Annotated in this window: 19 protein-coding genes; 5 read left to right on the forward strand and 14 right to left on the reverse strand. The window is 41.8% G+C overall.

What is annotated here, in order from left to right; translation table 11 throughout:
• Positions 1–63: 63 nt before the first annotated feature.
• Together PTQ21_RS29225 and PTQ21_RS29230 are read right to left on the reverse strand one after the other, a co-directional pair.
• Positions 64–1,941: a UvrD-helicase domain-containing protein gene (locus PTQ21_RS29225; protein ID WP_274568118.1), complete on the reverse strand. Its 1,878-nt coding sequence runs from the start codon at positions 1,939–1,941 to the stop codon at positions 64–66.
• Positions 1,923–4,163, reverse strand: coding sequence for an ATP-dependent nuclease (locus PTQ21_RS29230; RefSeq protein WP_274568119.1), 2,241 nt, complete (start codon positions 4,161–4,163; stop codon positions 1,923–1,925). Before PTQ21_RS29230 ends, PTQ21_RS29225 begins: the two co-directional genes overlap by 19 nt.
• A 404-nt stretch (positions 4,164–4,567) precedes the next feature.
• Between PTQ21_RS29230 and PTQ21_RS29235 the strand changes: the two genes are divergently transcribed.
• The 3 genes from PTQ21_RS29235 to PTQ21_RS29245 all read left to right on the forward strand — a co-directional run bounded on the left by PTQ21_RS29235 (position 4,568) and on the right by PTQ21_RS29245 (position 6,699).
• The gene (locus PTQ21_RS29235) at positions 4,568–5,179 is read left to right on the forward strand and encodes a TetR/AcrR family transcriptional regulator (protein ID WP_274568121.1); all 612 of its coding nucleotides are present in this window, start codon (positions 4,568–4,570) and stop codon (positions 5,177–5,179) included.
• A gap of 198 nt (positions 5,180–5,377) precedes the next feature.
• On the forward strand, positions 5,378–5,848 hold the full coding sequence (locus PTQ21_RS29240) for an amidohydrolase family protein (RefSeq protein ID WP_274568122.1): 471 nt from the start codon (positions 5,378–5,380) through the stop codon (positions 5,846–5,848).
• Entirely contained in the window at positions 5,824–6,699 is an 876-nt protein-coding gene (locus PTQ21_RS29245; RefSeq protein ID WP_274570582.1) for an amidohydrolase family protein, read from the forward strand. The genes PTQ21_RS29240 and PTQ21_RS29245 overlap by 25 nt, the downstream gene beginning before the upstream one ends.
• A gap of 333 nt (positions 6,700–7,032) precedes the next feature.
• Here PTQ21_RS29245 and PTQ21_RS29250 read toward each other — a convergent pair whose 3' ends face one another.
• A complete protein-coding gene (locus PTQ21_RS29250) occupies positions 7,033–8,382 on the reverse strand; it encodes an MFS transporter (RefSeq protein WP_420800387.1) in 1,350 nt (449 codons plus the stop codon).
• A gap of 7 nt (positions 8,383–8,389) precedes the next feature.
• A complete protein-coding gene (locus PTQ21_RS29255; RefSeq protein ID WP_274570584.1) occupies positions 8,390–9,406 on the reverse strand; it encodes a quercetin 2,3-dioxygenase in 1,017 nt (338 codons plus the stop codon).
• 190 nt (positions 9,407–9,596) lie between these two features.
• On the opposite strand from PTQ21_RS29255, the gene PTQ21_RS29260 reads away from it, so the two are divergent.
• Positions 9,597–10,463 carry a helix-turn-helix domain-containing protein gene (locus PTQ21_RS29260; protein ID WP_274568123.1) on the forward strand — a complete coding sequence of 289 codons (867 nt, stop codon included), beginning with the start codon at positions 9,597–9,599 and terminating at the stop codon, positions 10,461–10,463.
• A 194-nt stretch (positions 10,464–10,657) separates the two neighbouring features.
• Here PTQ21_RS29260 and PTQ21_RS29265 read toward each other — a convergent pair whose 3' ends face one another.
• Positions 10,658–14,179: an S-layer homology domain-containing protein gene (locus tag PTQ21_RS29265; RefSeq protein WP_274568124.1), complete on the reverse strand. Its 3,522-nt coding sequence runs from the start codon at positions 14,177–14,179 to the stop codon at positions 10,658–10,660.
• 506 nt (positions 14,180–14,685) lie between these two features.
• Complete coding sequence (locus PTQ21_RS29270; protein ID WP_072734664.1) at positions 14,686–15,144, reverse strand: MarR family winged helix-turn-helix transcriptional regulator; 459 nt, start codon at positions 15,142–15,144, stop codon at positions 14,686–14,688.
• Between the two features lie 135 nt (positions 15,145–15,279).
• Here PTQ21_RS29270 and PTQ21_RS29275 point away from each other — a divergent pair, with 135 nt between their 5' ends.
• Positions 15,280–16,158, forward strand: coding sequence for an SDR family NAD(P)-dependent oxidoreductase (locus tag PTQ21_RS29275; RefSeq protein WP_274568128.1), 879 nt, complete (start codon positions 15,280–15,282; stop codon positions 16,156–16,158).
• Positions 16,159–16,223: 65 nt separating this feature from the next.
• Here PTQ21_RS29275 and pstB read toward each other — a convergent pair whose 3' ends face one another.
• The 8 genes from pstB to PTQ21_RS29315 form a co-directional block, all read right to left on the reverse strand.
• Positions 16,224–16,979 carry a phosphate ABC transporter ATP-binding protein PstB gene (pstB, locus tag PTQ21_RS29280; RefSeq protein WP_170867890.1) on the reverse strand — a complete coding sequence of 252 codons (756 nt, stop codon included), beginning with the start codon at positions 16,977–16,979 and terminating at the stop codon, positions 16,224–16,226.
• A 242-nt stretch (positions 16,980–17,221) separates the two neighbouring features.
• A complete protein-coding gene (gene pstA, locus PTQ21_RS29285; RefSeq protein WP_274568132.1) occupies positions 17,222–18,130 on the reverse strand; it encodes a phosphate ABC transporter permease PstA in 909 nt (302 codons plus the stop codon).
• On the reverse strand, positions 18,127–19,095 hold the full coding sequence (gene pstC / locus PTQ21_RS29290; RefSeq protein ID WP_274568133.1) for a phosphate ABC transporter permease subunit PstC: 969 nt from the start codon (positions 19,093–19,095) through the stop codon (positions 18,127–18,129). Before pstC ends, pstA begins: the two co-directional genes overlap by 4 nt.
• 107 nt (positions 19,096–19,202) lie before the next feature.
• Positions 19,203–20,066 carry a phosphate ABC transporter substrate-binding protein gene (locus PTQ21_RS29295; RefSeq protein ID WP_063565318.1) on the reverse strand — a complete coding sequence of 288 codons (864 nt, stop codon included), beginning with the start codon at positions 20,064–20,066 and terminating at the stop codon, positions 19,203–19,205.
• A gap of 55 nt (positions 20,067–20,121) precedes the next feature.
• On the reverse strand, positions 20,122–21,516 hold the full coding sequence (locus PTQ21_RS29300) for a stalk domain-containing protein (RefSeq protein WP_274568138.1): 1,395 nt from the start codon (positions 21,514–21,516) through the stop codon (positions 20,122–20,124).
• A 281-nt stretch (positions 21,517–21,797) separates the two neighbouring features.
• The gene (locus PTQ21_RS29305) at positions 21,798–22,664 is read right to left on the reverse strand and encodes an aldo/keto reductase (protein ID WP_274568139.1); all 867 of its coding nucleotides are present in this window, start codon (positions 22,662–22,664) and stop codon (positions 21,798–21,800) included.
• Between the two features lie 72 nt (positions 22,665–22,736).
• Entirely contained in the window at positions 22,737–23,168 is a 432-nt protein-coding gene (locus tag PTQ21_RS29310) for an RrF2 family transcriptional regulator (RefSeq protein WP_072734667.1), read from the reverse strand.
• 621 nt (positions 23,169–23,789) lie between these two features.
• Positions 23,790–24,845 (reverse strand): hypothetical protein, encoded by a 1,056-nt coding sequence (locus tag PTQ21_RS29315; protein ID WP_274568142.1) that lies wholly within the window; start codon positions 24,843–24,845, stop codon positions 23,790–23,792.
• Between the last annotated feature and the right edge of the window lie 416 nt (positions 24,846–25,261).

Raw genomic sequence — 25,261 nt, forward strand, 5'->3', positions numbered from 1 at the left:
CTAAGTAAATCAATACTTATATAATAAATTCCAGTTAATCACATCTCAATAGACAATTAAGCACTATATCTTTTTTACATTTTCTTCTCCAAACCATAATTTTGCTTGATTGATTGCAATTTCGCTAGGATTATGATAAAAAACTATTAAATTTTCTTTCGCTCGGGTACAGCATACATAAAAAATTTTTTGTGTTCTTAAAAAAATTGTTTCTTTTTCTGTTCTTCTACTAAATAAGTAATCAAAGTTATAATCGTTCCATTTCCCATTGTCTAGTATTACAAGAACATTATCAAATTCTGCACCTTTAATTTTATGTTGCGTAGAAAAAGGAGTATGCCCTTCTAAATAATAAAACAAATTTCGAAACTCCTGATATTTCACTTTTTTAACTCTATTAAATATATACTCATTTTCATTTATGAAATTATAAAAATTATCGTCTTTACGACAAAGGCGCCTCTCATCTACGAAATCAATAACTTCCTCTATAGTCGAATTGAACATTTGATCTACAATAGAGATAGTTTCGTTTATCTCTCTCTTCATATTTATTGAAGTGATTTTTAACTCAGTTTTTCTGATAAAGTCGTTATATAATTTATCTTTATAAAGTTGAATAATAGTTTGTATCTTGAATAGATGTTTAATTAGAGCATCCCTTTTCGAGCCTTCTTTATTTATATCTTGTTCTTCTTGTTTCTTATCATCAATTAAGGAATCCTTATTCAGATATATTTTGCTAACTTTTGAAAATAGTTCGTTTTTCAATTCATCGTATAGGACACTATGAATAGGATTTTCTATGATAATATCTTTTCGTAGTTTACTTCTATTTTTTAGTGCGATTAAGTCCACAACTTGATCAAAAGAATAGTCCTCTTTGATTTCTATATTATCTTTTTTTATTTTTTCCTTTATTTTATTTTTCAAATCAATTATCGGATCTTTATCATATATCTCCATTAATTCCGGAAACCCTGCTTTAGGAGCTATTAAATTATGTGTAAGGTATAATTCTTTTGTTTGTTTGGAGTCATCAAAATTCCAACCAGCAAAGTACTCTGTCTTTCTAATTTCATTCAGATCATTGTTTGATGAGTATAAAAATTTTATATTACCTTCTCTAATGAATCCTTTCAACATGTTAGGAGCTTTATTGTCAAGGGAGGGTTCTTGGATTAAGCCATCTGACCTTAAACTATTTGCTAAATTAATTACCTTACTAGGGTTTCTACGATTCTGTCTTTTCCAAATTTCCTTAACATCCTGTTTTTCAATATATTTATATAAATCACCAACACCTTTATCATAAATTGATTGCATGGAATCCCCAAAAAAACCTATTATATTCTTCTTATTGCTTTGCTTAAGATGATCTAAAAATATTTCAATAACTAATTGACTAGTATCCTGGTACTCATCAATAAAAATATATTTGTAATTATCCTTTAAAATATCGCAAAGTAGGGGGTATTTCTTGTACATTAGATTTGACAACTCCAAAACTTCATCATGTGAAATTATACCTTCTCTGATTCGAACATAATCCTTATACTGAATACCTGACTCTATCGAGTCAAAATATCCCTTATCAACAATACCATCAGGGTTAGCAAATTTAGAATTTTCGTCGTTGATAAGAGAAATCAATTCTTTTTTTAGATTTCTTTGAAAAGGCTTAATCATGCTCCATAAAAATTCATGAATAGTCATTACATACAAATTATTGTGATCTATTCTGTCTTTTATTTCTTTAACAGCAGCATTTGTATAAGTGATACAAGCAATTTTTGCGGTTGGATTATCTCTGATCGCCTTCTTTATAACCATTATTAGAGAATAAGTTTTCCCACTACCGGCCCCTCCACTTAACAAAAAATTATGCCCATTACTGATTAATTTAAATATTTGTTCAACTTCTAATTGTTCTTCAACCATAATAACCCTTCCTTTATGTAACTCGGGATATCCCAATTACAATGTTTTTTATTGTTTATCTCCTTACTATTTAGTAAGATTTCCATTGCAAAAGATGGCTTTTTATCTACACATTCCTCAGCTAAAAAATAGGAATCTTTTTCTTTATCTTCGAAATATTTTATATTCACTAAACTCTTGAAACTTTCTTTATTATCTATAATAAACTGCCTATTTATGTGAAAAAATGAATCTTCAAAGCTTCTTGCATGATAGGCAATATTTAAAGAGTTTAATTCAGATGTTTGATAAATAATTAATAAATTACCACCATCAGAGGGTAACCATTTTTTCGTTTCTGGATCTTTTAAAAGTATTCTCTCACTGTAGTTCAAATTGCTATAAAAATTTAAAATATCGACTTCTTCACTAGGCTCGCTTATTAGAATCTCTGAAGTTGAAGCTACTTCTTTTCCAAAAGATTGGGAAACAATATAATTGCTGTAATTAACAAAATATTTTAATGAAGCATTTGTAGTCGTGAAGGCCCCCTCATCAGAAACTCTACATTTTATAATTTTAATTTTTTCTTTGCCATCTTCATTTTTCTTAACTTTTTTCATAGCAGAATCTATATCAGTGATTATTAACGATTTTATTCCAATAAAAGCAATGAATTTCTCAAAAATATGAGAGTATGCACCTACCTCTACTATTGAAATATTTTGTGAGAGTAGTGGATTTTCATCCGTCTCTTGATCAATCTTTTTCATCATTGCAGGTAATAATAACCTTTCTGTGTCACCCTCTATGAATATTGCTTTATCCGCAAAAAACAGCTCTGCTCGATGTAACGTCAAATATTGTTTTAGAAATTTAAAGTTACTGATTTCTTTATCCTTCTCATATTCTTTCTCTAAATCTTTTAAATTTTTTGCAATAACTTGATTTTGATTAGTTTTATAAAAGTATTTTATATCATTAAAGTCACTCTCAGCAGTAATATGGCAAGAATGAGTTGTAATAATAGTTTGTAAATTAAACTTTTTACCATCGTCACCCTTACTCGCACTGTTCAAAATATCTTTAATATTTTTTATAAATATGTATTGCATTTGTGGATGAGTATGTGCTTCTGGCTCTTCAATGAAAAGCAAGTTTATATTTGCTGGTTCTTCGTTCAGTTTATTTTCAAATCTAAATTCACTTAAAATTAGCTCAATCTCAAATATCATACTTATCAAATTGAGATATCCTAGACCATTATAATTTTCAGGAAGGGAGTGTTCACCATTATGATCATACATTACAGTTGTGTTGTCTTTTAATAATTCTTTATGTTGTAAAGTAGATACAATTTTTATATTAGAGTCACCTTTTCTAATACCGCCAAACATCCCAACCTTTTCTATTATTTTCTCAAACAAATTATTGTACACTTCATTTAAGTGCTTATCTGTTCTGCTTAGAATATCTTTGAATTCCTGTATTTTCTCTGATTCTTGATTCTTTTCTTCTTTTTTCTTGTAATAATTTGATGATAAAATTGATAATGTTTTATCCGAATCGATATTAGATACATTTCTTTTAGCACTGATCATTTTAAAGCTTATAACTTTTTCGATTGCAATCTTCTCTTTCAATAAATCAATGTATTCACTTTCTATTTCAGTTGACGTTTCAGTATCGTAACCAAGTGATTTTTTCGATAGTTTAAAATACTTCTTATGATTATCTCTCAAAAAAATATTCCCTCTGTTTTCAACTTTGCCATCCTCTATCTCTACATTTTTTTTTATGAGTTGTTTATCTTGAAATTCTTTGTAATCATTTCTCATCTTTCTTAGATCTTCTTCTATCAGCCTATATTCAAATTTCAAAACAATTGTTCTATGATTAGGATCTAAGTCCAACATTAATTTACTTATATTGGATAAATCATCCCCCTCGTCGTACTTTATAAATAACATTAATGATATGCCTAAATATGTACTACTTTCTTTTTCTTCATCTTCTTCAGCTTCTATTCTATTTATCAGATCTCTAAGAAAATCAATGTTAAAGTCATCGAGAGAAAATGTATTTACGTTTGCTTTTGAACCAATAAATTTGTCTAATATTGAAAGTAATGAAGTTTTACCACAATTGTTTTTACCAATTACCAGAGACAATTCCTTTTCTAAATCAAGTTCAAGGGACTTGAGAAGTCTAAAATTCTCAATCTTAACTTTTGAAATTTGCATACTGTTCACTCCAATTCTAATAATAAGAACTTAAATTTCAATTATTTCTACCTCTAAGGCCTTGTTAGATCTGTTACATTTGACCTATAAAATCTTATTCTACATTTATAGACTATTTCCTCTACAAAAATTAGAAGAACTTTCAGAACTAGGACCTAATAACTGAAATTACATTTAGACCAAACTACTCACTTGCTTTTGGTTGAATTTCACTCTAATGCAATTTACTCGCCATTCTATTACAAAATTATTAACTAATATCGCTATTTTCTAAGTAGCCATGAGTATCACCGTACCTATAAATTCATAGTGTTTTCAGTATATATTTAAAATATTGACACCCCCCTCCAAAAAGGTCTATCCTAATAACGAACCAACCATTCACTATTAAGGAGTCGTTCCCGATGGTGCAAGCCAAGAAAGACGAAGTCAGGAAAGAAATTGAATACGCGGCGCTCAAGGTCTTTTTTGAGAAAGGCTATGTCGATGCCAAGATGAGCGATATTGCGAATGAAATCAATATTTCCGTGGGCAATATCTATACTTATTTTAAGAACAAGAAAGATCTATTCTACGCCGTCGTGCCGCCGGATCTGGTGGATTATCTGAAGAATGTGCTGGTGGAGACGATTCACTTTGATAACCAGACCTTGTTCGAGGAAACGGATAGCGAGCGAAAGTCGGCGCTGTTGCAGGAACAGGTAGATGTACTACGGAAATACCGGAATCAGATCGTGATCATCTTTAAAAAGAATAAAGGTACCATCTACACCAACGCCAAAAATGAGCTTGTTGAGCTGATGATCGAAACCAAGAAGGCGTATCTCAAAAATCAATATAAACGATATGAGATCGGAACCGAAGAGAATTTGATCTTGCTGAACATTCTCGCGCACAACGTGATCGACATGAACTTGGATCTATTGAAGCGGGATATGAGTGAGGACAGCCGGAAGCAAATTTTCGAAGCGTTGTATGTCTACAGACTGTACGGTATGAAGAGTCTCAACGAATAACGCTCCATCTCATCATTTATGCCGGGTAGACAAAGCGTGCAGATCAGATCAACTTCACTTGGTTTGCACGCAAAAAAACTTCATCATATATATCAGCCTATTTTTTTAACCTAAAAATGAATTATTTATTCATTATTGAAATAGGTATCTTTGTTACCCTAACTATCACCTCACCCACTTTCTAAGGAGGAACACCATATGAACACCGCATACGCATTGAAAAACGTTAATCTGATCCACGGCGACTCAAGCCGCAATCTGCAAAAAAACATGACGATTCTCGTCAATGAACAAGGACTTATTCAGACTATCGGCCAAGATAACGAACTGCTTATCCCAAGTCACTACACTACAATCGACCTTTCAGGGAAATACGTGATGCCTGGATTGATCAATGCACACGTGCACCTCTTTGCAGACGGTAAACCGTTCAGTCTCTCGGTCAGTGAAGGCATGTTGCAGTTTGCCTATGATCGAATATTGAACACCAAGTTTGGCAGAAACGTTTTGAAAAAACGAATGAAACGCAACGCGCTGACCGCACTCCATGCGGGTGTAACAACGATGCGTAGTGTGGGGGAATTCTTTTACACCGACGTCCAGCTGCGGGATGAAATTAACAACGGTGCTTTGTCGGACCTAATCTGCTCGTCTCCGGGTTTTTCCTAAGTGTCACGGGCGGACATGGTGCTCCATTCCTCGCTCTGGTTGGCGACTCCCCGTGGGAAGCACGAAGAAATGTACGGATCAATGTGAAACACGGCGTGGATCTGATCAAAATCTGTGTGACGGGCGGCGTGACGGATGCGAAGATGGTGGGCGAAGCTGGACGTTTACAGATGACGGTGGACGAAGTTGCGGCGATCTGCCATGAAGCGCATAAGATTGGTTTGCGGGTAGCAGCGCATGTTGAGAGCACGGAAGGCGTAAGAATTGCGTTACAAGGTGGCGTCGATACGATTGAGCACGGTTCGGAGATGGACGACGAAATCATTCGTTTGTACAAAAATAATCCCAATGCCCTGAATGGCTACACCGCACTCATCCCCACCCTACAAGCCGCTTATCCATCCGCTTCACTGGATACCAGCGTAACGAAGGTAAGTGCAACGGTAAAAGAAAATTCCAGACTGGTCTATGATTCCATGCTCAAAGGTGTAAAACAAGCGACCGAAAACGACATCACCATCGGGATAGGCACCGATGCCGCCATGCCTTACGTGACTCACTATGATATGTGGAGAGAGATGGACCATTACATGAGACAGGCCAACCTGAACAACAAACAGGTCATCGACATGGTGACTCGAACCAATGCGAAGATCCTCGGTGTTGACGATGTTACAGGGACGGTGGATATCGGAAAACATGCCGATCTGATTATCCTAAAACAAAATCCGCTGGAACATATTGAGGCCTTGTCAGACATTTCTATGGTCATGGTCAAAGGAAATCTAATTCATACACCATCTGTCACAAGAATCAAAGAAGTCGATGATGTTCTAAACTCAGTTTGGTGAATTCAGGAGTGAAATCTTGCTTGAAAAATTGATTTATTGTTTATCCATCTTCATGACGTTGAATATCATGAACGAAATTACTCTAATTGGCGGTATTCTGACGCTTTATACGGGGTTAAACATCTTGTAGATTACGAAGATCAAAGTGTTGAACCTGCTCCCTGCCTTATTTATCCCGATCTTTTTACTGTAGCTTCAGGATACTGAGATCTTTCCGTAAACATAACAAACAGGCTGCTCCATCCTTTAGAGGACTTGTGGGACAGCCTGTTCAATAACTTGCGTATGACAGAAAACTTCTATCGATTTTAAATCGACGATACCAAGTACAACCTAGGTTGATGCAGATTCGGACTCTCTCTTTTTGGTAAAGGAAAGAAACAATACTGCGGAGACCACAATCCATATCCCAAAAAAGATATAAATGGAACCGAATACTTGAGTGCTTGCCCCTTTTGCATCCAATGTGGTTCCAAGAATCGACGTTCCGATCGCACCAGCGATAAAGCTGCACATCATATAGACACCCATACCAACACCCGCCTCATGCCTCGGCAAGGTTCTGGATACGGTATTCGCCAGAGCAATCTGGGCAAATGTCAGCCCTGTATTCGCAGCGATAAGAACAAACAGCACTACACCATACGAACCACCTGTAAAAATATACAGTAGTGTATACGCAATAAATTGCAGTCCAAAAGCCCACGAAAACAGATAACGATTCCCTTTTTTATCCGTAATACGCCCGCCCAAGAGTCCAAATAATGCGGCAAACAAGGCTCCAGGCGACATCACCAAACCAATCTGTAACGCAGACAACTGATTAAGACTGGTTAACATCTGGGGGATCAGATAAGGCACACACAAATTCAAAGTCAACACCATGGACCCAATGAGAAGTCCGCGAGAGTAGCGTTTGTTTTTAAACAATTCAAGAGATATAAACGGTGCTGACGATCTTCTCATCCTTATCCAGAACAGTACGAGCGTCACTAACATCAGCAGCAACAAGAGCAAGCTTTGTCTTGTAATCGCAAGCATTAACAGTGTAATAACGCCAGCCAGCAATAGCCCCCCTGGAAGATCTGCCTGTCCTCTTACACCCTTGTCATTACCCAGATATTTTCGAAAGAACGGTAATGTAACAAGTACCAAAATGGAAATCGCGAAGAGAAAACGCCAGCTTGCCATACTAAGAACGAACCCGGCAATGATTGGACCAATCGCTGTCCCAAGAGCCATACCAGCCGAAGTAATCCCCAATGCTCTGCCACGATTTTCTTCAGCCACATAACGAATTGGAATCAACATGGAAGAGGCCGGGATAACGGACGCTCCTATCGATTGTAGAATTCGAGCCACAATGATGAACATATAACTGTCCGCCAGTACTCCGATTAGCGACCCCATTGCAAAGCAGCATAATCCAAATGTAATCAAATTTTTCAGCTTGAACATATCAGCCAGCTTGCCATACGTTACTGACCCTATGGCGTATATAATAATATACGCGGTTACCACCCAGCTAACCTGGGAAGAAGTCAGTCCGAATTCCGCTCTAAGATCAGGCAGTGCCACATTAAACATGGTGGAATTCATCACGGAAATAACCATCGCAAAAGCCAAAATCCAAACTAATTTATACGATTGTGATTGTTGTGTAAGGTTTGTTTTTTTATCCATCATATACTCAGTTGCGATGCAACGGTGATTGGGCAACCACTTTCAGATCCAGAGTATCCATATTAGCCATAACGCGGTCCATCCGTAGCGGGCCAGGTTCATTCGGGAAAATAAAATGTTCATAAGGCTCTCCCAATATGCGGAAGAATGGCTCAAACAAACCGCACTCCAGCATTCCAACAAAGCGGGTATACGGTGCATCGAGACGATAGGCATGGGTAGTACCTTCCGGCACGTGGAGGAAGTCTCCTTCATGAAGCTGAACTTCTTCTCCATTCGCCCACATGGTCATCTGGCCTTGTACACAATAAAAAGTTTCCACATGATTCTCATGATAATGCTCTACAATAGGTTCACCCTTCGGTCCTTCCGTAGATACAAAAATGTAGGCGCCATCTGTATTTTTCTGAGACGCAAGAATGCGATGCAATTGATCTCCCGTTAAGAGACGATCCCCTTCCCCGCTCTCCAATACATAAGGAACGACTCCGCCGTACACTACTCCTGTCTCAACAAGCTGGGAAGCACCCCACTGTAACTCCCCATCTTCAAAACAAATATCGGCTACCTCGGAGGCTCGGATCAAATCCTCTTGCGTCCATTCGTGTAGGGGCTGCGGTGGGTAATCCTTGAAAGAATAGGCCAAACCGATGACAGGAAAGATAGACGTGATATTCCCAGGTAATGAATAGGAAACCATACGATTTCGATGACCTGCAAACCGATAGGCATGCCTTGTCCCTGGCGGTATATTTGCATAGTCTCCAGAAGTTAGAAGATGATATTGCCCGTCGATTACCAACTCAACTCTTCCCTCCAGAACCATTAAAGATTCGTAGCTACTGTTATGAAAATGGAGGGGAAACACCTCTCCCTTACTCCCGGCGATGGTGAACATTTCGAACTGTCCTCCTGTACTGTCAGCATCCGCCATGACTGTAACTACCTGTTTACCGAACGTATAACTCGTGCCCTCTCCTTTACGAAGTAAATAAGGCTTTCTTGTCTGAGGCAATGTACTCATTAATGTTGATGTCACTTGATTCTCTCCTCCATTCCTTTATTCATGTTCATTTTAAGGACTTCACCCTATATAAAAAATGGTCTAGGGCGACCAGCCTATGGGCAAATGCGACATCTGATTGATTGAAGTCACTCGCTTAATCCATTAAAATTAAATAATAAAAAATTGAAGAGGGAGGGGCCTCCTGTTTATGAATTTTAACGATTCAACCTATTACATGGAGCACCCTTTCCATGACACTCCCATTTCCATGCATCCGGTAGAAATACGAAATAACCAATGTCAGAAGCATGCGCATTCATTTTATGAATTGTCTTATGTGATGGCAGGTCAAGGAACACTCTCGATCGATGACAGCTGTATCCCAATCACTCGTGGAGACCTGTTGTTCATTCCTACAGATACGAGACATGTGTTCCAGACCACATTGAATCAGTCTGTCACGCTCATGAATTGCCTTGTGGAGAAGCACATATTATCGGGGCCTCAAGCCATCGGTGACCGCATGATCTATGATGATATTGATGAGCTCACTCAACCATTTCGTACTCTGGGGAACGGCTTCAAAGTAACGGAGAACAAGAAAGAATTCGGGAAGATCATGTACTCTTTACACCTTGAACTTCAATGTAAGGAATCCGGCTATCGTTACCGACTGTATCTTCATCTGATGGACTTGTTAACTCGCATACGGCATGCCGAGCCAAGTGATCTTCAGTCTGCACAAGGAGATCTGACCGACCACATTCAACTTGCAGTGAACTATATATCCAGTCATTATAATGAATCCGCCATTCTTACTCGTTTGTGTGAACGATTTGCCATAAGCCCTCGCCATTTCCAAAGAACATTCAAGCAGGTTACCGGGCTCACCCTGACACAGATGATACAAAATAAACGTATACAACGAAGTTGTGAACTGTTATCCGAAACCGATTGGAGTGTGCAAACCATTGCCAGAGAGGTTGGAATACAGGATATGAAGTACTTTTATCGGATATTTAAAGAAAAATGTGGAATGACCCCTAAAGAGTTCAGGCAGCCTCAAGGGTCGTGATTCACATACGATGTGCAATAATGTGCACATGATCTCTATTAAAATAAGAAGGCCACAAAAACCGTTACAGAAATGATGTACGGGTTTTGTGGTTATTTTAAAATAAGTAGATCGCGACCATTGTATTAAGAAAAAAAAGAGAAGTACCTCTTTACGGGGTACTTCTCTTTTGCTAAACATTTTTAATTTACTAGTTAAACATGCAGCGCCAATAGCAGCTTATAGATCATTGCCGCGGCTTCCGCACGGGTAGTCATATTCCCTGCACGAACCGTATTGTCCGTATATCCGTTCACAATTTTGGCCTGAACGGCTGTATTCAGTGCATCTTGTGCCCAAGCCGGAGTTTGCAACTCGTCAGTGAAGCTTGGTTTTACAGCATCATTGCTCGTTCCCGATTGTGCATCTGCACTTAACTTCAATGCATTCGCCATCATCACAGCCATCTCCGCACGAGTAATCGTCTGATTAGGTTTGAACGTGTTGTCTCCATAGCCCTTTACGATTCCGGCTTGCACGGCTGCGGCTATATCTCTCTTCGCCCAGTCTGGCAGACTGCCTTGATCTGCAAACGACGTATCCGACTGCACGGACTTCAAGGCCAGTGCCTTACTGATTAACGTAACAAACTCTGCCCGTGTAATCTTCTTGGATAATTGGAATGTACCATCTGTGTAGCCCTGGATAACGTCCATGCCAATCAAACGATCTGCATAGTCGGATGCCCAGTGTCCGTTCAGATCGGACAGACTAGCAGCTGTGTAACTGGACACAACAAAGGTACCCAGATGATTCACATTTGCCGATACTGTTCCTGCTGCATTCGTCTTGCCACCAATGAATACCCAGCTCTGACGGGCTTCATTATAATAGTAGATCGCTGGCTGTGTTCCTTGAGTCAGCTTGGAAGCATCATATTGCAGACTCAGGGCTGCCTGATCGTTCAATGTCAGTCCTCCACTGCGAGTAATCTGTACTGCTTGGCCCAGAACATTCAGCGAAGCTGTATTCTGTAATTGGTCCTTGGATACAACGGACAGCTGCAATGTATCTTTTTCCCCAATGGCTCCAGCCGGAGCGTTGAATTGCACGATGTCTTTCAGACCCGTTTGTACTGGCTGATTCGCTTCAACCTCTACCTTCACTTCAGTAGTTGAATCTGATCCCGTATCCGGGTTGGTTGGTGTGGTTGGAACGGTAGGCGTTGTTGGCACGCTAGGTGTGCTTCCACCGGAATTGCCTCCATCACTACCTGAACCCTCGCCGCCATTGCCCGAACGGGCTTGTACGATAACCGTACGTGTGACTTCCTGTGCAGCATTGCCGGCAATATCTTTCACGTTATAACGAAGGGTATAGATCCCCGCCGCTTGTGTGTTCACTGTGCCGTCCATCTGCACGGAACCATTGATGCCCACATTATCGGTAGCCTGTGCTCCAGGCTCGTTATACGTATCTCCCACGGTTAATGACATTTGGCTGTTGCCTTGCAGGGTGATGACAGGAATTTCGCGATCTATTTTGACCACCAATGGTAAAGTATAGGTTTCGTTCAAATCGTCTGTCGCTCTGAATAGCAGCTTATTTTCTCCCGACTCCGTTATCTCCAAAGGCGTATTCTCTGTATACGGTTCGTACGTCTGCCCTCCATCACGAGACAACTCAATGATTGCGGAAGTAGCAGGGGCGTATACTGCGCTGGTTACACTAACCGTTACGGACTGGTTTGTCCATGTATCCGTATGATACGGCTGGCCGTCAGCGGTGGTCATGTTACCTTTTAACACCAATACCTGATTATTTGTTCCTTCCACAATGACAGTGAACGTTCTGGTATCCATTTCGCTGCCACGTTGTACCGTTGCCGTCAATTCCAGTCGCTCATTATTCTCAGGCTGTGTAATAAGTTTCCCCTGTACATCCATCAATTCCGGGTTGGAGCTGGACCAGCTAATCGTTGCTCCATGTTTTCCTTCAACAGGAAGGGTAAGGTCGGAAGTGACCGCGTTCAGATCGCCCAGATCAATCGCTTGAAGCGTATCCGTTACCGCCTGTGCATCACTGTAAGGTGTGGCATTCACGAAGATCGGGTTAGAGTAGAACCACAGGTCGCGATAGTTCTGATCATTGATCTCGTTGAACCGAGTCTCTGCATCCGCTGTTGTGATCTTCGGGTCAAGTTGCGGTTCACCATTTACGGTCTCACCAGAAACGTTCATGCCCAGATTTGTACCGCGCAGGCGATAATATTTATCCTGGTCCGTTGCTTTGATCTTGTACGTGATGACATTGTAACCTTCGGCGTCTGTCGTCCAATCGTTGGACGTAAAGGTTGCCAGCACTTTGGTAGAGTCGTTAGTATCTTTGGAATAGGCGGCTGTGCCCTTCTCGGCCTTGCCCGTCACATCTCCTGCTATGAGATCGACATGATCGACCACCGGTACTTGTCCAGCGGACGTGCCGCTGTTGATTGGTTTTTCATAGTTGTTGCTCGTGGTTGGACTCTTGAAACGGATTTTCAGTTCCACTTCGTCACCTTGGGTCACACCCAGGTCTCCGCCCATTTCAGCCTGAGTACCCGCGCCGGAAGCCGTGAAGTCCAGTGCGTTGATCAGATCACCGAATACGGAAAATGATTTCCCCGAACGCAGTCCTTCCAGCACGGCTTGCATCCCAGTACCATCAACCCACGAATAGGTCTTGGCATATTCGCCCGGAAAATAACCGCTGGAATTCGTGCCAATTGTCTTGAAATGGTAATCCGAATTACCATAGTTCCAGAAGTGACGCCCTTCTCCCAACAATGCATCCCACAAACCGCCCACCTTGGCGACCATATAGTCCACACCGCCGTATGTACGGTATTTGTATCCATCATCTGCGGTCGGATTGGCTACGTTGTAGCTCGTGTTATACCCGCCGCGATCCGGTTCCATCTGGTTGCCCAGCATACCTTCGATACCAAAAACAACTTGTGGAGCCAGATCGTTGAACTCACGGAAGTCCGCGATGGTATATTTGTTTTTGCCCCGTGAAGGGTGATTGATCATCGCATAACTCGTCGTTGGATACTTGGTTGCCAGCCAATTGATAGCAGCTAGTGCATCCTGATGGGTCGTATAGGCACGTCCTCCCGTCTGATTCCAATCCGCTACGTCAGCCGCATCAAATAGACTCGCATCCCGATTGGTAAAACGATACTCAAATTCGTTTGCAGCTTCCAGCGCTTCGGTCGAATTCGGCTCATCTGTGAGAATACCTACACCAACGTGTTCATGTGTCGGCATGTCCCATTCGAAACCGGAGAAGATCGTTTTGCCTGCATATTTGCCCGCTTCCTGAAGTCCTTTGATCTGTGGCACCTGGTATTCATTCATCCCTTTGGACATCGGAATCGATCCACCTGGAATGTCTACTCCGTTCTGATCCCGCTTGGATAACCGCAAATGATCCGTAAGCGCGATCCAGTCCAGACCATACTTCGTCAGTCCTGCGTCGAGTACATTTTCCAACGAATTCTGCGCATCATCGGACTCAAACGTATGTACGTGCAAATCCCCCGTTTGCCATGAACCTGTTGCCGAGCTGTTGGTTGGTGTGTTATCTCCCGCATCCGCATAGGTTACCGCAGCAGGGAAAGCTCCCATGACAAGGCCCGTAGCCAGTGGTATAAGCGTAAGCATAGCGAGCATTTTCTTTCCTTTATTGTTGAACAAAATCATCCCACCACCGTTCTGAGTTGTTGTGTCGGGAGTAAATATAAGAAACTTTGAGGGCAGGGTCAACGCAATGAAAGCGCCTATTAAAAATTTGACATATCCCTGCATCACTTTATATTTCGTTAACGATTTCTTTTGCTGTATCTACGAAGATTATGCTCTATCATCCTCCATATTGAGGTGCTGGAATGGACTAGAGAGAGGTTGCAAGAGGGTGAAGAAAAATTCAGATTTTGTTCACCATTCAGGAAAGTTCCACCACAGCTAGTGGAGCATTAGGAAGAGAATTAGCAGAACAGAGGTGCTGAAGAGGTATAAATGAAGGACTTTGTAAATATTTGAGGACGGAGCATCTGCCTAATATAAAAAAAGAACCCACGAATGCACAGACGCAATGCGCCCTGAATCCGTAGGTACTCTGAGTTTGACTGGGTTTTGATTTAGCTTTTACATGTTTACTTTTGTGAAGGGTAAGTTAACGGGTTGTGAAATGATACCTCTCCCTAAACATTAAACCCATTAAACTGCCGAAGCATAGTGGTGAAACGTTCCAGTTCCTCTTCATTCCATCCCGATATGCGTTCATAAAAAGTTGACTCCTTCTCCTTGAGCGCACCCACCGTCGATTGTTGACCAAGCTCCGTCAAAGACAACAAAACGCCGCGCCGATCTTCGGGGTCCGGCTCCTTGCTTACATACCCTGCCTTCTCAAGTTGTTTAATCAAACGACTTACCGAACTGCGGTCCATAGCCGTCGCTTCTGCCAAAGCTGCGGCGCTTGTAGGACCGTAAGAATACAACCACCGCACCAAATGAAAAGCGGCAGGCTGCATAGTCGCATCAAAACGCTCGGCAGATCGCACATTGAGCGCATGCGAAGCACTAATTAGCGCATGGATCTGCTCACCAAGTGCCAGTTCCAGAGTTTCTCTATCTTTGGTTTTAACCGGGTTTTCACTCATTATTGTTGTTCCCCTCTCCTCGATACATCAAAGTAGGCTTATGAATATATAGTTGACAAATATCAATTAAAATATATAGTTGATTTATGTCCATTATATAGTTCGACCCTATTCGTGTCAAAAGGAGACCTCATTATGAGAACAACACAACCCATTATTGTAATTACCGGAGCAACAAGTGGACTGGGGCAGCTTGCCGCCATTGAACTTGCCAAACGTGGTGCACATCTTGTACTCACAGCTAGAAGCGAAGAACGCGCCGAGACCACCAGAAACAAAATCAGGGAAATTGAGCCATCCGCCAAGATCAACTTTTTCTTTGGAGATTTGTCCTTACTGAGCGATGTAAAACGTATAGGGCTTGAAATCGCAGCCGCTTATCCGCGTATCGATGTACTTTTGAATAATGCGGGTCTTCATGCTTTTGAACAAAGAGTCACTTCCGAAGGGTTTGCCGAGATGATCGCCGTGAACTATTTGGCACCTTGGCTGCTAACGCACACATTGCATTCTTCCCTGATTCGGGCAGGCCACGCTCGAGTCGTCAATGTTGCATCTGAAGCCTCGCGGAATCATGGCACACTGGTGCTGCCCGATGACTTAACGGATACCGATCCCTTTACTGCACGCGGCTCCTCCGCCATCTATGGCAAAACCAAACTGCTGAATATTATGTTTACTAGCGAACTTGCCCGTCACTGGGATGGAACTGGAATTTGTGTGAATGCTTTAAATCCGGGATTTAATGTTACGGGTCTTGGTCGGGAGTTATGGTTTGCGAGTGTGCTTGAGCACATTCTAACGTTTTTACACATCGGCGACCCACGGCGGGGTACGGACATTATGACCCGGTTGGCTGTGGAGCCGAATTTTGGAGAAGTAACGGGAGGGTATTTCAATGTTGGAAGCGGGGCATCCATTACTCCTGTGTATCCAGGCGGAGATACTGGAATGCAAAACAAGCTGTGGAAGGTTACGACACAATTACTGGAGCAACGTGGTCTGTTGAACTAATCAAAATTAGAAAAAAGCCTTCCAGATAACTATCTGAAAGACTTCCACCTCTTGCCGATTCAGAATCAACCAAACCGACCACTGATATAGTCCTGCGTACGCGAATCAACGGGCTCGGCGAACATATCTTGGGTCGCAGAGTATTCCACAACCTCCCCATTCAGGAAGAAAACCGTTTGTTGGGAGACCCGAGCTGCTTGCTGCATATTGTGTGTGACCATCACGATGGTATAACGTTCCTTCAACTCATGAGCCAACTCCTCGATCTTGAAGGTCGAGACGGGATCAAGCGACGCCGTAGCCTCATCCATAAGCAGAATGTCCGGCTCCACTGCCAGTGCACGTGCGATGCAGAGGCGCTGCTGTTGTCCTCCGGATAGACTTAACGCGGAACGCTTCAGGTTATCCTTTACTTCATCCCACAGGACAGCAGAACGCAGGCTCTGTTCCACGATTTCATCCAGCTTCTTCTTACCATGGATACCGTGCTGTTTTGGGCCGAAGGCCACATTATCGTATATGGATTTTGGAAAGGGATTCGGCTGCTGAAAAACCATACCGATCTTCTTGCGAATGGTTTCCACATGAACTTCACCACTGTAGATGTCGGTTCCCCCTACGGCCACTTTACCTTCAATCCGTGTGCCGGGTATCCGGTCATTCATGCGGTTGAGGGTTCGCAGCAGCGTCGATTTGCCACAGCCCGACGGTCCGATAAAAGCGGTAATGGCCCGCTCCGGAATTTCAATGGAAACATCCTTTAGCGCCTGAAACTGACCGTAATATAAATTCAATTTGTTGATCTCAATGATTGACCGCACAATAGTTCCTCCCGGTGTTGAATTTGAATGTATTGCTGGAAGTTGAACTAAACATATTTACACTTGCCACTCCGATGACAGAACAACCTTCCGATCGCTGTTATCCCCAGATTTTTTTCATTCCCTTTTAATTAGGTGAAAATCCGGGTATAAAGGCGAACGCTCCGCTTCTCCAGCTTATTTCTGTCCTCTACGTTCTCGTGTAAATGCATAGTTCAACTAATTGCCATCATTCTGATCTATCAGGCTTGATTTTTGCGTGCATTCAGCCAAATTGGCACACGGAACAGAATATTAATGAGCAAGGCCACAAAGATCAACACAGCCGTTGTCTTTTGCGCAATTTCCTCGGCATCGGGCACAATCGCTTCGGATTGAATGTACCACAGATGCACAGCAAGGGTTCCTCCCGGCGATAGCAAATTGAAATCCCACATTTCCCCGGATGTAGACACCCCTGCGGTCAGAATAATGACGGCACTCTCACCAAATGCCCGACCTGCAGTGAGGCAAATGCCTGTCATGATCCCGTTTATAGCCACCGGCAGCAATACATTACGGATCGTCTGCAAATGGGTAGAGCCAAGTGCAAAGGACGCATTACGAAGTTCAACCGGAACCGCCCGAACCGATTCCTCGGTTACCCTGGTAAGCACAGGCAGATTTAGAAAGGCAAGGCTGACGGCGGCGCCCAGAATCGTAAGACCAATTTCGAAGAACTCTACAAACAGGGCAATACCAAACAAACCAAAGATGATGGATGGAACAGAAGACAGTCCCTCCACGCAAATCCGCACGATCTCCATGAGTTTGTTGTTTGGAGCAAATTCCGCTAGATAAATTCCGGCCGCCATGCCGATGGGAATCGAGATCAGGAGGGATAGAATCAGCACATAGAACGAGTTGAACAGCGCCGGCCCAATTCCTCCTCCTTCTTCAATCTCGCTTGGAACACCATATAGAAAGTCCCAGCTCAGCAAAGGCAGCCCTTTTTCCAGAAGAAGAAATAACAGTCCAACAATGAATAAAATGACGATAATCCCTACACCCCATACCATGCCCGTAAAAATCCGGTCCATCAGCGTGGATGTACCCCTACGTTTGCCGAACGAATAGGAGGGGACAGCGTTCGCCTGTTTCTTCATACTCATGAGTAGCGTCCCCCTTTCTTCTGAAGCATTCTTACGGCTACAATCATCAAGATGGAAATGGCAAGCAGGATAAAGCCCATCATATACAGCCCGTGATTCCAGGTGGAATCGAATTCGACGCTTGAGATTTGCATGACGATATTACTTGTCAGCACCGCTGTTGGTGTAAACAGACTGTTAGCGAGCTGCGCCGTATTGCCGATGACCATCACCACCGCCATCGTTTCTCCAATGGCACGAGTCATCCCGAGAATGACGGCGTACATGATTCCGCCTCTTGCAGCAGGCAAGACCACACGAGTTATGGTTTGGAATCGGTTCGTACCAAGTGCATAAGCTGCATCCCGGTATTTGTTCGGTACAGCAGATATGGCATCATCACTGATCCGGCTAATGGTAGGCAGCACCATAATCGTCAGAACGATGGACGCTGCGAGCAAACCGTCCGCCAGATCATGTCCACTGATATCCCTAAGCCAGGGGATGAGAATCGTCAGTCCCAAGAAACCGTATACCACAGAAGGAATACCCACCAACAGATCCAATACGGGTCGCAGAATATGGCGGAGCCATTTTGGCGTCATTTCGGCCAGAAACACGGCAATGATGACGGAGATGGGAATGGCAAACAACATCGTGAGCCCCGTCAGTGCCAGCGTTCCCAGAATAAAGGTCAGCGCCCCGTAATGCTCATTTTCCGGGTCCCAGTTGGTAGAGAAAAAGAATTCGCTGAGCGAAACATCCGCAAAGGTAAGAACGCCCGTACGAAGCATAAGGACCAGAATGCATAACAGAACCAGACAAACGAATAATGTACTGCCAATACAGACCATGCGAAACAGTTTATTGGACCATCTTAAACGCGCCTTACGGTCAAACCCGGTTCCCGATCCGGGAGCCTTGCCGATGCTTGAACCAAGCTCACTCGGAGCAGGGCTGTTCGTGGATGGATTTAAATCGATCATGAAGGGCTCTTCCTTTCACATAGAGAAGCCAGCTTGGCGACCGTGCGCAGAAGCTGGCTATCCCTTTCCTTATGAAATGCGAGAATGATGAACGTTCTTAGCTTTCGTTATTTAACGGCAGCAAGCGGAATGAATTTCAGTTTTTTCAGGGAACCGTTCTGGAACTTGCTGCTTTGGATATACTCGATGAACGCTTTGGTTGCTCCTGTAGGTTGACCTTTGGTCATGTAATATCCAATGCCCCATACTTTGTATGTTTTGTTCAGGACGTTTTTCTCTGTTGGTGCTACGCCATTGATGGATACAGCCTTCATTTTGCTAGTTACATACGGAAGGTCAATATAACCGATTGCATTTGGTGTCGTTTCAATCGTTGTTTTCATATCACCGCTGGAGCCAACCTCTTTGTAGTTATCCCCTTTGCTCATGAAGTCCTTGCCATCCAGTGCTTTTTGTTGGAAGTTAACCCGTGTACCGGAACCAAATTTACGGTTAACCACAACGATGTTCGCATCCGATCCGCCGACTTCCTTCCAGTTAGTCACTTTGCCGGAGAAGATGTCTTGCAGTTGTTTTGTTGTCAGATTGCTTACACCCACATTGGTATTAACGACAGCCGTGAACACTGTTACAGCTACCGGATTGGCTACCAAGCCATCAAATTTCTTGAAGCCAGGTACATCTTTGGATGCATCCCAGTCTACGGCGCCAATGTCCGCGATCCCTTTACGAACGGATTGAGGACCTGTGATGGAACCTGCTGCAGAAGCGGAGATTTTAACTTTCGGATTATCTTTTTTGAATTCGCTGGCAGCTTGAAGTGTCAGCGGAAGCAATGCGGAGGAACCGTTAATGACAATTTTACCTTTCTCTGTGCTCTTGGCAGCTGATGCTGTCGTTGCGCCACCAAGTCCACCAATCAGAGATACAGCCATAAGCATTGCTGTGAAGGGTTTGATCCATTTTTTCATATTAATTTAACTCCTCTCGAATTAAAAAGCTTGTGATCATACTTGATATAAAACATTACTTCGTAACGGCTCTCCAGCTTCCGCCAGCTTGTACCAGAACTCGGCCGTTCTCAACCACAGAGATTTGTGTTCCGGCAACCGCGATGGAGGATACATCGGAAGATACGGTGTATAGCTTGGTTTGTTTTCCAGTTACCGGGTCGATCGAAAGGATCACGCTGTTGCTGTCATCCTGGGCCGCCAGTACATACAAGGTTCCACCCGACAGAATAGCCTGTTCTACATCGTACTCAGCATACACCGGCGTAGACTTTTGAGATGAATCCACAGACAGCAACGATGCTTTACCGTCTTCGGAAGGCACACTCACATAGTAGGCTTTTTGTCCGTCAGCAGACCATACAAATACCTTGTCGTCGGTTGATGTTGTGAGCTTCACAGCCTCTGGTTTTGAATCTCCTGTGTTATACGAAAATATTTGCTGTTGATTGGATGAGAAATCAATGGAGACATTGTCTTCATCCACATTGGTTGTATCCGAAGTTACGGTCCCAAGTGTTGTTACGGTATAGATGAATTTCTTGCCGTCAGCAGAAACATTCAGGTTTTCCTTATAGTCCACCTTGTCTTCGAGCACTTTCGTAATCGCGCCATCTGCCAGATTCAGCTTGGCAATCACGGACCCTTTATCCCCTTGCAGGAAGTAGATTGCGCTCCCATCAGCAGACCATACCAACTCAGGCTTGATGCTGTTGTCGCTCGTGATCAGTTTGGAAGCTTTGGTCTTCAGATCAATAACATAAACGGCTCCTTCGGCATTCGTATATGCCGCTTGATCACCACTTGGCGAAATAACGAGATCGGACCCACCGTCTGTCGTTAACAACAACTCATATTTGCCGCTTGTTGTATTCACGAGATAATCGTTTCTGCCATTGTTATCGTTCTTGGAGACAATCAGCTTATCTGCTCCAGCAAAACGAGGATTCTCGACTTCATCGATCAAGGATACCGTACTGATCTCAAGCAGTCCGTTTCGCTTGACAATCGTACCGCCAACACCCGACACCAGTGGACGAAGAGCGATGTAACTTGTACCACCGATGATGGTAACCGGTTGATTCAGATTCACTTTGACGTCATCTACCACAATTTGTTTGCTATTGTTTTGGAGCGTCACGCTGTGATCATTCAGCTTGATCACCGTTGTTCCGCTATGTACTTCGGCTTGTGCGCCGATGGCTTTGATCACATCACGAAGTGAAACGAGTGTCTCGCCATTTTTAACGATGGAACGAACGACGACGCTGTTACCGTTTATTGTAAGTGTGGAATTTTGCACCTGAGCTGCATTAGCCACAGGTTTCACTGCAGGAGCAGCCGATACTGCACTAACCACAGAAGTACCTAACACTGTTGCTACCATGGACACCACTAACACCTTTTTCATTGACATTGGCTCTTGTCACCCTTCTCTATTCCATTTAATTTGCCTTGTTTTGTCATGCCCTGCTGTCTGGTATTCTGCATGTATCGTCTTTATGAGAGCTTGTCCGGCTCATCCCCCCAAACTTCCACGTTCATAGTAAAAATGACCTATCACGATTGTAATTATAGGAGAGATTTGTAAACGGAAAATCCTGGAATTGTTAACGAATTGTCAATGTTTTCATAACACACAAAAACGAGTCGTTGGAATATGACCCACGACTCGTTTTTTGTCTTTTTTCCCTAGATAAAAAGTTTCATCAATGTATTAAAAATCGGATTCACAATATAACCTGTCGGATGGATAGAATACCTCTTACCCGAGTTCAGACGGCTGATCTTCTCCATTTCCTCAACGGACAGTTCAAAATCAAAGATTCCACTATTCTCTCTGATCCGCTTTGGATTGGATGATTTGGGAATCAGGATGACGCCCCGTTCCAGATGCCAACGCAAAATCACTTGAGCCACCGTCTTATGGTGATGATCAGCAATTTCCTTCAATATCGGATGCTGCAATAACACTTTATTTCCCTGTCCCAACGGACCCCACGCCTCATGCAAAATCTGATGTTTGTCCATATAGGCACGTAGTTCGTTCTGCGGGAATTCCGGGTGCGTCTCGATCTGGTTGATCATCGGCAAGATTTTCGCGTGTTTCCTTAATTCTTCCAGATGCTGAATTTCAAAATTCGCGACCCCAATGACTCTAATCTTGCCTTCCTCGTATAATTCCTCCATGGCTTTCCACGTTTCGATATACTTTGGCGAGGCAAAATGAATTAAATACATGTCGAGGTAATCGACACCCAGCTTGTTTATCGTTTCCTGAAAAGCTTTCTTGGTCGCTTCATAGCCATGATCCGTATTCCAGACTTTCGACGTGATGAAGAATTGCTCGCGCGGAATTGGACTATGCCGGATCTCTGCTCCCAGTGCTTTCTCATTCCCATAGATTCGGGCAGTATCAAAATGTCGGTACCCGACCTGAATGGCCTCGCGAGTCGCAGTTGTAAATTCTGCTTCTTTCGTTATTTTGTAAACCCCAAAACCCAGTTGAGGAATGGGAACACCGTTCCTGGCTTCAATCACTTTTGTATGCAAATTCATTTTGACTGCTCCTCTCCAAAAAAACAGAATATACTTGATATATATTATATCTAGTTAAAGCCAAAAAAGAGGTTAACCCTTTTTTTCTTCATGAAACAGATCGGTTAACCGTATGTCTTTTAAATAATTCTGCATTGCGATCTCTGCGCCTTCAAGATGATGAATGACCTTTTCTTTCACGTCATCCACGTCTTGTCCCTGGAGTGTTACATCGGTATGAATTTTAAACAAATCTTTGCCGGGTTCAACCGCCAGGAATACATCCAACATCGTGATTTCCGATAAAGGCTGAGCAAGCAATATGCCGCCCTTGGCACCTTCTTTTGCCACTGTCAGTTTGGCGTTATTCAGGTTGCGAATGACTTTTACCGTCGTAGGAACCGGAATATTTAGCTGCTCCGATATCACTTTGGTCGATAGATAGTTAAGACAGTTCTTCTCGGTGTACGCGTGAACGTAGAGAAGAATGGAGATTCCCTGTGATAAGGCTGTAGAGTATGCCATTGCATTCATCCTAACTATTTCTTTTCTAAATATACTATATATCTTTTATATTTAGTTAGCAACTATAAAATGACCTTTCACAGCAAGGTCAATAAACATTCAGTTGACTGTCCCCTTCCGGTGTAATACAATTCCAATTTTAACTGTATATCACGTTCATCTGCACATCATCCTGAATTTAAGAAAAGAGCTGATGGGATGGTTCGAATCGATGCATCCGTCTCTGGGCAGAGCCTTCTTTCCATATTTGCCCTGGAGCCTTTTCTAACAGCATTGAAGGTAAGAGCCTTTGCCCCTATATATATCCATTACGTTATATAGATAGGAGCAAAATCAGATGAAATAAAAAAATGCAGACTATGTACTGCCACCAGAACTGGTTCAACAACGGGAAATCCTGGAATTGTTAACAAATTGTCAATGTTTTCATAAATACAAAAAAAGAGTCGATGGAATATGATCCATGACTCGTTTTTTTAGAGTTAAAATTTCAAGAAGGAAGTATAAAAACAGGTAACAGTATAGTTGCGAAAGCCACTTGTGTCGCTATGTATTTCAACGAAAAGTTGAATTAAGGAATGTTAAGTTTGGCTAGCTTATGGTGGATGAACATGAGTTTGCCTAAATCTGATTATTCTGGCCCCCGTTACTTTCTTGCAATTGGCTAACCTCCAATCTACTATTAAAATTAAGCTCAACTAGTAGTTCACTTAATATTTGACTTTCGCGATCTACTAGTGAATCAATTAATTCACAAAATTGTTTATTATCTATTTTTTTTTTGGTTAGTTCATTTTTTATCAAACTATTTCGTAATATTAAATAATCATTCTGCAGTTTAAAAAGCCTTGTAGTAAGTGTATTCAGATTGAAAGGCATTTTTTCTTCTAAATATCTAACTCTTTGATACATTACGTTCTTGTGTTCCCATAATACATGAAATGCACGTACATCAAAGGTAGTTCGATTATTAATGTAATTATTATAATATTCCTTTAAAAGCTTATAGACAGATAATCCTGTTACTGTTTCAGGCATTAAATTAAACTCTGTTGAATCTAAATAGGACTTCAAAGAATTAATGATTCTCTTTAAATTAATATTATACTGAGTACTAGTATAACTAATTTGATAATCAAAATGCATCCATTCACAATTTTTGTAACCGTTCTCCAAAATAAAATTCGCTCCAACATATGCTTGCTCTACAACCTCGAATGTAAGGGTCATCTCTTGTGGTTTACCATTTTTATCATATCCCAAAACATGAAAAATCCTATTTGACATATCATATCCATATATAAACAATTCATGTGGTATATTTTTTATTTTGTAAGCCGATCTAAAAGGAATGTAAAAATCATCCACGTAAATATGCAAATAAATATTATTTTCTATAGCTTCAAGAAAATCCGATATGATTTTTCCAGGTATCTTTAAACGTTCAGTCCTCAACTCACTTGCAAAAGGGGATGAAGCATAAAAAGGATTATAATAGTCATAATCAAAAAAATTTATAATCTTGGTTCTATCATAAGGAAATTCCGGAGGACAAGATATTTGAATATAATTGCTAAAAAACCAGGGCTCAAAATCTCTATTATGAGATATGATAGATAAATGACAAAGATGTACAGGATAAGATCTTATCATTGGTTGACCGATTGGTAACTTCATTTAGATTCATTCCCCCTATAAAAATTTTATTAAATTCATGTTTCATTCGATTATTAATAATATTGAAGTAAGAAATATATTATCAGCACAAAATTACTGAGTTCGAAGCCTCTATTTTAATTTATCATAATTATGTCTGAAAACAATACCCAGTACCGTTGTTTACTTTTTCTAAACAACCCTCCCTGTTTCTTGAATGTTTACTTGATAATTACTCCCTTATCAAATTTAAGACATAGCTACACATTAATTTCGACATAGATGAAGTTTCACCTCCTAGAATCCAAATTTATCCCTACAATAATGGACAGCTAAAGAACCCATTCCAGACTGAGGAACATAAAGGAGACTCTTGAAAAATGAGAAAGTCAATGCGCTATTCTTTAGTTGTATGATTAAGAAAGCATAAAGTACGT

Origin of the sequence: Paenibacillus marchantiae, assembly GCF_028771845.1 — a bacterium.
Classification (GTDB): domain Bacteria; phylum Bacillota; class Bacilli; order Paenibacillales; family Paenibacillaceae; genus Paenibacillus; species Paenibacillus marchantiae.